The organism is Streptomyces sp. NPDC058231 (assembly GCF_042882275.1).
In the GTDB taxonomy this organism is placed as follows: Bacteria; Actinomycetota; Actinomycetes; order Streptomycetales; family Streptomycetaceae; genus Streptomyces.
The window spans coordinates 1-6,628 of record NZ_JBHVWN010000132.1; the positions used below are offsets into that span (position 1 = coordinate 1).

Sequence of the window (6,628 nt, forward strand, 5' to 3'; positions counted from 1 at the left end):
CCCGGAAAGCTCCACGCCGACAAGGCTTACGACATACCTGACCTGCGTAGATGGCTCCGCGGGAAACGTATCGGCGTCCGCATCGCCCGCAAAGGCATCGAATCCAGCGAACGGCTCGGCCGCCGAAGGTGGGTCATCGAGCGCACCATGTCGTGGCTGACTGGCTACCGCAGACTCAACCACCGCTACGAACGCCACCCCCGCAACTACCTGGCATTCCTCGGCCTCGCCGCCACCCTCTGCTGCTACAAACGTCTCCTCCGACTCACCACATAGGACACCGTCTTAGTCATGCCCGCCATGGGGTCGTCCTCCTTGGTGATGAACGCGGGCCAGCTGCCCGGGTCTTGGTGGTCGTTCTCGGGTACGTGGGCATGCGCGTACCAGCCGGACGCCTGAGTCCAGACGGTGGCGCTACGGTGCGGGGTGAAGTTCGTTGGGCGCCCCATCGGCCAGGCGTCCGGGACACCCCACGACCGCACCCACGCGTTCAGCTCGGCCCACCCCTTGCACGGCGTGTCGGCCAGCCGGACGTACGTCTTCCCGCCGACCACGCAGTACGGGAAGAACAGGGCCTCCACCTGAATCACGACCGAGCCAGCCCGGTTCGTACGCGTCCCACCTGCCGCATCCGCCAAGGACTTGGAGCGGGAGTTCGCCGGAACGAACTGGGTGACACGGCCAATGAACGGGTCCCACAAGATGTGCGGGGCCACCGCCTTGCCCGCCGCGTTCTTCCCGAAGTAGTCGCGCAGGCTCTCGTATGGAACCAGCGCGGCAGGCTTGGTCACGGTGGCATTGCGGTCCCACGTGATGTGGCCGATCGCCTTGGCGGGGCCGCCGTCGGTGGGGGCGTGGTCGCCGATGTCGAGGTGGGTGGCGCCCGGCATCCATAGGTCAGGCATGGCGTTCCTTTCAGATGAGTCGGGCGTAGCGGGGGGCGATACCGATGGCGCCGCCGGTGCCGAACTTTCCGCCGGTCGTGGCGCCGGCCGTGCGGCGTACTTGCAGCTGGACCTTCAGTTCGGAGAGGGCCCGGTACGGGGTGAGGTCGATGACCTGCGCGGCGAACTGGTACGAGAACGTGGCGGCCACGGAGCCGGACATGACGATGTCGGTCTGCGCCATCACCACCTGCCAGGCGCCGCCGGTGTTCGTGGTGCCGACCACGTCGCCGATGGTCACCAGCCCGACCGACAGGGACGCGGTGCGCGGGGCGAGAATCGTTTCCCACACCGTCGTGAATGCGGTGTTGTCCTCGTACGGCATCGTGTGCAACGAGGTGGGATAGAAAGGGAGTTCGTCGCGTTCCCACCCCGTCCGACGGAGCTGCGCGACCTGGTCCTCCAGCTCGGCGAGGCGCTGGAGGAAGTCCGGGGAGGTGGCGTGTTGGGGCATGTCACACCGCCACGCAGGTCAGGCGGACCCGCTCGGGCCCGGCCGCCGCGGTGTTCTCGATACCGACGATGCGGAGCGCTCCCTGCCGTCCGGCCGGGCAGAGCGGCTCCGGGTCGATGATGAACAGCGCCTCGTCGCCCACGCTGTAGCTACCGAATGCCGGGTCCGCGTCGGCCGACACCTCGAACGTCGGCTGCAGCTGCGCCTGCCCGCGCGCAGTCAACTCCGCGTTGGCCAGCCCGGTGATCTGCGCCTGATCGATGACCCCCTCATAGGTGCTCACCGATTCGAGGAGCGGCCACCCGGACGCGAGACGGTCGGCATCCTGCACGACCGCGGAAACCTTGGCCTCACCGGTTCCGGCACCGAGCGCGCTCACTTCAGTTGCGGCCGCGGTGCCGTCCTCGGGCCAGTCGTACGACAGGATCGAGGAGCCTTGCCCGCCCTTGACGAACACGAGCCCGGACTCGTCGACGGCCCGGCCGCGGCGCGGGTACCAGGTGCGTGCTCGGCGGTAGCGGGTGGGAGGGTTGTTGTTCGTGGTGGCGGTCCACCCGACATCGATACCGAAGTCGAACCCGTTGTCGGCCGCGGCGAGTTCGCTGATCGCCTTGTAGATCTCGGGTCGCTCGAACCCGAAGTAAGTGGCCTGTCGGGTCACGCCGTGCGGGGGTGCAGTCAGCGTGTCGACGTTGATCTTCGGGTTCCCGCCCGCCTGCACGTTCGCGTACGTGAGCAGCGACCACATGATGTATTTCTGATCCGCGTAGAGCTGCTGCCCGTCGGGAACCAGCGCCGGATTGGTGAGCAGGCTCGTGTCCGTCGACAGCGTCACCTTCACGTGGCGGTGCTGGTAGTAGGACAGGAACTCGGCGGCCTGGATCTGCTTGCTGCTCTGCCCGTCGGGCTGGCGGGTCCAGACGATGCCGCCCCACACGATGACGCCGTCCCTGTCCACGTAGACCGCGGTCCGGCCCGGTGTCGTCGCGGTCTCCGGGTCGAGGGGGATCGTCTCGTCGGTGTACGGAATCGTCGCGGTGAGGGTCCCGATCCCGTTGAGCGCCGTCGAGTACGTGACCCCGGACAGCGGGAGCTCGGCGAGGACGGTGTCCGTCATGAGGTCGCAGAACAGATACGTGTACGTGTGCTCCGGGGAGTCCTGCGCCCCCGCGGCGAGGAGCGAGGCGAACGCCATCTCGGTCATGTCAGCCTCACGCCAGGGGGTAGGAAATGCCGACGAGTGAGAACCAGTTCGTCTCCACATCACCCGCGGTCGCGGCCACCAAGGTGACCTGACCGGCGGTGTCAAAGTCGACCTTGACCGTGTGCACCACCGAGCTGCTGTTCGCGACGGACGTGATCGACGTGGCGTTCCGCGCGACGCTGAACGAGCGGACGGCGTACGGGATGTACTGCGCGGGGAGCGTGCCCGCGAGGATGTTCGTCGTCGCCGCTCCGTTCGCGCGGGTCGCGCCGCCGTCCCACTCCATGTACGGGGTGCCGTCGCGGATCACCTTGCGGTACCGGATCGGCCCGTTGCGGTTGCCCGGGGAACCGGCGGTCGTGCCACCGGTGGTGTACCCCGTGCCCACGGCCGGGGTGATCCACGGAATGTTCTGGTCCGGGGTGACCGTGCCCGTTGACCCGTCGATCTTGCCGTACCGGAACACGTCGGTGTCGGTGAGGTACATGGTCTGGCCCGGGTGCGGGCGGTTCGGTGCTGCCGCCGACGACACGGACAGCACGCCGCCGAGCCCGACCGTGAACTGCCGGACATCCGAGATGTTGCCTGCGGCGATCGAGGTGACCGACGCCCCCACCGAAACATCGGCAAGGATCTGTGCGTTCGGCGGCAGCGACGGGCGGACCGCGGCGCCGGCCGACGCGGCGTAGGTTCCCTGGATTACCTCCAGTCGCCATTCGCTGGCGGACCCGGCGGTCCCGGCGTCGTACACCGAGGCGATCACGCAGTCCTTGCGGAACTGGCCGGCGCCGCCCGCCGGGGCAATGCTGAGGGTGACGTCGGCGTCGTTGACGCAGACGTACGTACCGGCGCCGCCCGCGTCGTGATTGTCGACGTACGCCATGCCCGCGGACACGATCACGGTCATGTTCGGTGTCGGCGCGGCCCGCACCTTCATCTGCTGGTTCGTGTACGACGGGCGGACGCCCTGCCGGATGCGGAGCGGGGTGGCCTCGTCGATGAGGAAACCGGGGTACCCCATCAGCGATGCGATGACGAGGCGGTCGGTGCGGGCCGGGTAGCTACCGGCCTGCATCCACGCCGGGGGTTGATCAGTGCGGATCCGGCGCGGACCCATGCGCGGCGTGGGCTGGTGCCCATGAGGAGGACGGCGCGGGTTCGGCTGTCGATGAGGAGGTACTCGTCGGGCTGGAGGGTGCCGTCGAGGGTGATGCCGCCGCCGGTAGAGACCTGCTCAATGGACGGATTGGCGACCGGACCGTCGATGCGCAGGACCGGGTAGGCAGGCGAGGCGCCCGCGTTGACAGCGGTCAGTCGGCCGCTCTTGCCTGCGTCGCCATATACGCGGTCGGTACCTGCGACGCGGCGGGACGTAGAGGCCTGCGGGGTGCCGTCCCAGATACATCCCATCTGGTCGCCGTCCACGTAGGGCTGCGTCGTCGCGGCCGGGGTGGCCATGACGCCGTGATCGAGGTCAGTCGGCGCGAGCGGATCAGGTCGTAGACCGTGGAGCGTCCGAGCTTGAGGCGCGCCATGACCTCGGGCACGGTCAGCAGTTCGGCGGTGGCGGTGGTCATGCTCCGGCTCCTTCCAGGTCGGGGGTGATGGAGGCGGCGAGCCATTCCTCGCCGCGGGTGCGGCTGGTTCCGGCGAAGTTCCAGTGGGCGAGGACGAGGGTGGTCTCGTCACTGTCCGGGTCGGCCGGCACGGGGGTTTGGTCACCGTGGGCGATGGCGGCTTGGAGGCGTCGCCATTCGGCGCGGGCGGTGCGTAGGGCGCCGAGGGTTGTGGAGTAGCGGCGGGTCTTGGTGGAGAAGTGGCCGCGGAAGCCGAGCATGTGGGCCCAGGCCCGTAGCCGGAGCTCGGCGAGGTCTGTGCGTGCGCCGAGGGTCCAGGCGGTGCGGATCATCTGGCGGGCGTGGTCGGTGAGGGTCATGCGGGCGAGTTCGGCGAGGAACTTGAGCGGGCGGTCGAGGGTGCCAGTCGCGGTCTCTGCTCCTTTGGTTGCGTACTTGGCGATGTAGGCGGCGACGGCCCTTTCGGTGAGTTCGGTGCTGCCGTCGAAGTCGGCTGTGCGGATAGGGCGGATGTCGAGTTGCCGGCCGAAGGCGAAGGTGTGGGCGCGGCCGTCGATGACGGGGCCGGGCACGTCGGCAGCTGTGGCGGCGGCGCGGATGGCATCGGCGAGGAGGTCCCCGGCTCACCGCCGGGGCCCTGCGCTCCTGTCTTCGCCCCGCTCTGGGCGCCGGCTACGCCGGTCGCGCAACTAGAGCGAGAGAACCTGGACAAGGGGAAACGGCAGGCACAAGGACATGCCTCCGGCGGGGGCGCTCAGACTCCGGGATGGACGGTGCGCCGTTCGCGAGTGCCGGCCGAATCGTGGCGAGCGTCGTGGGCTCCCATCCCGACCACCTTCGACCCAGGCAGAGCCGAGCAGCCGCGGCCCAGGGCGTCAAGGCCGTTCGTACAGTGGCGCGCTCCACCTTGACGCCCTGAACCACGCCCGCTCCACGGTGTGTGGGCCGAAGGCGGACGGGATGGGAGCTGGGGTGAGTGGAGGGTTGAGGGGGACTGGCCGCTAGCTAGTGGCTGTCGTCAAACCTTGGCCAGAGGCCACCAGGACCAGGGCTGGTCTGGGCCGTTTCGTTTGGATCTAGACTTTGCAGCTCGCTGCCATAACCGGCTCTGACGGCGGCGGACGCCCTGGATCACTGGAGGGAGGATGGCGGTGCACATCGTGCCCTGGGTACACGTCGTTCCGGAGCAAGGCGCCCTGCCTGTCGATTTGCTGCTTCCCATGACCGGCAGGACGTACGTATCGCGGCTCGACGGCCGGGAGATGCCCGACACGGACTCCGTCTTCCAGCAGTTCTATGACGGACTGAAGCTGCCGGATTACTTCGGGTGGAACTGGGATGCCCTCTCCGACTGTCTGCGCGACCTGAAGTGGCTGCCCGCGGACCACTACGTACTGATCGTCGAGGCTGCGGATGAGGCACTATCAGGCGATGCCGCCGGACGGCGGCTGCTTTTCAAGACCCTTCTGCGGGCAGGACAGCGACGGTCCTCCACACAGCGGCCCGAGGGCATCGACCTGAGCAGGCTCGTTGTCGTCATGTCCTGCGACGCAGCATCCGTTTCGGGCCTGCAGGCACAGCTGCGATTGTGCTGGGAAGAGACGGGGTCGTCATAGAAACGGCTTCATCTCGCGGACCAGATGAAGATGCCCGCGGCGTGAGGTGTTGTCATCTCAGAATCCCCAGCGTCAGGTCCGGAGAATTCGCGGACGTTCTTACAGCAGCGCGTCAAGCCCGGTGCTTCTCCTGACATCAGCGGCTGACACCAACAAGCGCGAACCACGTCGGTCAACGCCGAACCTCAGCAGCTAGGCGGCAGGGGCTCCGAGCGGGTTCAGCGAGGCCGCAGAGCTCCCGTGATCGACCTGATAAGGATGAGGCCTGAGATCAAAACGGTCATTGCTGATCCTGGCACTCCTGTCCATGTCCGTTGCAACGACCCTGCAGGGCAGCGGCAATATGCGTGGCATCCACCAGCCCGTAGTTACCCGCCTCCCTGATCATCCTGATGGCCTCGAGCCTGTTAGCAGCCTGCAGCAAGCGCAGGGCCTCGCCTTGGACCTCGGCCGGCAGGGACAACCCACGCCCTCGCTCCGGATCAGCTTGCTCGATTTGCCGCTGCAAGGCGTACTCAATCCAGGGCTGTCGAACCGTCTTCGACCGCCGGCGAAATCTGAACACCACACCTCCCTGATGTTGGTCGCCGAAGGCTACTCGACGGCAGGTCTCTGTGCCACGGCCGCGTCAGATCAGGCGGGACTCACGGTGAACTGCGGCTGCTGACGGAGGCCACAGCCAACAGACGCCGAAGTCGGCATCCCACAGGTCAGGCCCCAACTCGCCCCACCACGCTCCTAATACTCCAGCTGTAGATCGTGATCTTGCTGGTGGGGGCCGGTGCAGAGATGAGTTTGGCCACCGTTGATCATCGGTGTGTGAAGACGAACGA

General features: G+C 67.5%; 8 protein-coding genes and 2 pseudogenes. 3 read left to right on the plus strand and 7 right to left on the minus strand.

All coding sequences use genetic code 11. The features are described 5' to 3' along the window. Positions 1-276: transposase (locus ACFVXE_RS38345; protein WP_389678365.1), on the plus strand; the 276-nt coding region annotated here is incomplete at its 5' end. On the opposite strand, the gene ACFVXE_RS38350 is transcribed toward ACFVXE_RS38345, so the two are convergent. The 7 genes and pseudogenes from ACFVXE_RS38350 to ACFVXE_RS38380 form a co-directional block, all read right to left on the minus strand. Then, on the minus strand, positions 246-905 hold the full coding sequence (locus tag ACFVXE_RS38350) for a hypothetical protein (protein WP_389678366.1): 660 nt from the start codon (positions 903-905) through the stop codon (positions 246-248). The two genes, ACFVXE_RS38345 and ACFVXE_RS38350, sit on opposite strands and share 31 nt — an antisense overlap. A 10-nt stretch (positions 906-915) precedes the next feature. Further along, positions 916-1,398: a hypothetical protein gene (locus tag ACFVXE_RS38355; RefSeq protein WP_389678368.1), complete on the minus strand. Its 483-nt coding sequence runs from the start codon at positions 1,396-1,398 to the stop codon at positions 916-918. Position 1,399: 1 nt separating this feature from the next. Then, positions 1,400-2,602, minus strand: coding sequence for a hypothetical protein (locus tag ACFVXE_RS38360; protein ID WP_389678370.1), 1,203 nt, complete (start codon positions 2,600-2,602; stop codon positions 1,400-1,402). 7 nt (positions 2,603-2,609) lie between these two features. Further along, positions 2,610-3,677, minus strand: a complete 1,068-nt coding sequence (locus ACFVXE_RS38365; RefSeq protein WP_389678372.1) for a hypothetical protein — start codon at positions 3,675-3,677, stop codon at positions 2,610-2,612. Continuing rightward, positions 3,623-4,060 (minus strand): hypothetical protein, encoded by a 438-nt coding sequence (locus ACFVXE_RS38370; RefSeq protein WP_389678377.1) that lies wholly within the window; start codon positions 4,058-4,060, stop codon positions 3,623-3,625. Before ACFVXE_RS38370 ends, ACFVXE_RS38365 begins: the two co-directional genes overlap by 55 nt. Positions 4,061-4,065: 5 nt before the next feature. Beyond that, positions 4,066-4,179, minus strand: a pseudogene (locus ACFVXE_RS38375) (helix-turn-helix transcriptional regulator); the annotation flags it as partial. After that, a pseudogene (locus ACFVXE_RS38380) lies at positions 4,176-4,796 on the minus strand (replication initiator); the annotation flags it as partial. The pseudogenes ACFVXE_RS38380 and ACFVXE_RS38375, both read right to left, overlap by 4 nt. 528 nt (positions 4,797-5,324) lie before the next feature. Between ACFVXE_RS38380 and ACFVXE_RS38385 the strand changes: the two are divergent. Together ACFVXE_RS38385 and ACFVXE_RS38390 are read left to right on the plus strand one after the other, a co-directional pair. Next, positions 5,325-5,795, plus strand: a complete 471-nt coding sequence (locus tag ACFVXE_RS38385; protein WP_389678373.1) for a barstar family protein — start codon at positions 5,325-5,327, stop codon at positions 5,793-5,795. 307 nt (positions 5,796-6,102) lie between these two features. Beyond that, positions 6,103-6,462, plus strand: coding sequence for a hypothetical protein (locus tag ACFVXE_RS38390; protein ID WP_389678375.1), 360 nt, complete (start codon positions 6,103-6,105; stop codon positions 6,460-6,462). Positions 6,463-6,628: the final 166 nt, after the last annotated feature.

Excerpts from the sequence above, each read along its gene's own strand:
- ACFVXE_RS38350 (WP_389678366.1), bottom strand. The coding sequence starts at position 905 with ATGCCTGACCTATGGATGCCGGGCGCCACCCACCTCGACATCGGCGAC.
- ACFVXE_RS38355 (WP_389678368.1), bottom strand. The coding sequence starts at position 1,398 with ATGCCCCAACACGCCACCTCCCCGGACTTCCTCCAGCGCCTCGCCGAG.
- ACFVXE_RS38360 (WP_389678370.1), bottom strand. The coding sequence starts at position 2,602 with ATGACCGAGATGGCGTTCGCCTCGCTCCTCGCCGCGGGGGCGCAGGAC.
- ACFVXE_RS38365 (WP_389678372.1), bottom strand. The coding sequence starts at position 3,677 with ATGCAGGCCGGTAGCTACCCGGCCCGCACCGACCGCCTCGTCATCGCA.
- ACFVXE_RS38370 (WP_389678377.1), bottom strand. The coding sequence starts at position 4,060 with ATGGCCACCCCGGCCGCGACGACGCAGCCCTACGTGGACGGCGACCAG.
- ACFVXE_RS38385 (WP_389678373.1), top strand. The coding sequence starts at position 5,325 with ATGGCGGTGCACATCGTGCCCTGGGTACACGTCGTTCCGGAGCAAGGC.
- ACFVXE_RS38390 (WP_389678375.1), top strand. The coding sequence starts at position 6,103 with ATGTCCGTTGCAACGACCCTGCAGGGCAGCGGCAATATGCGTGGCATC.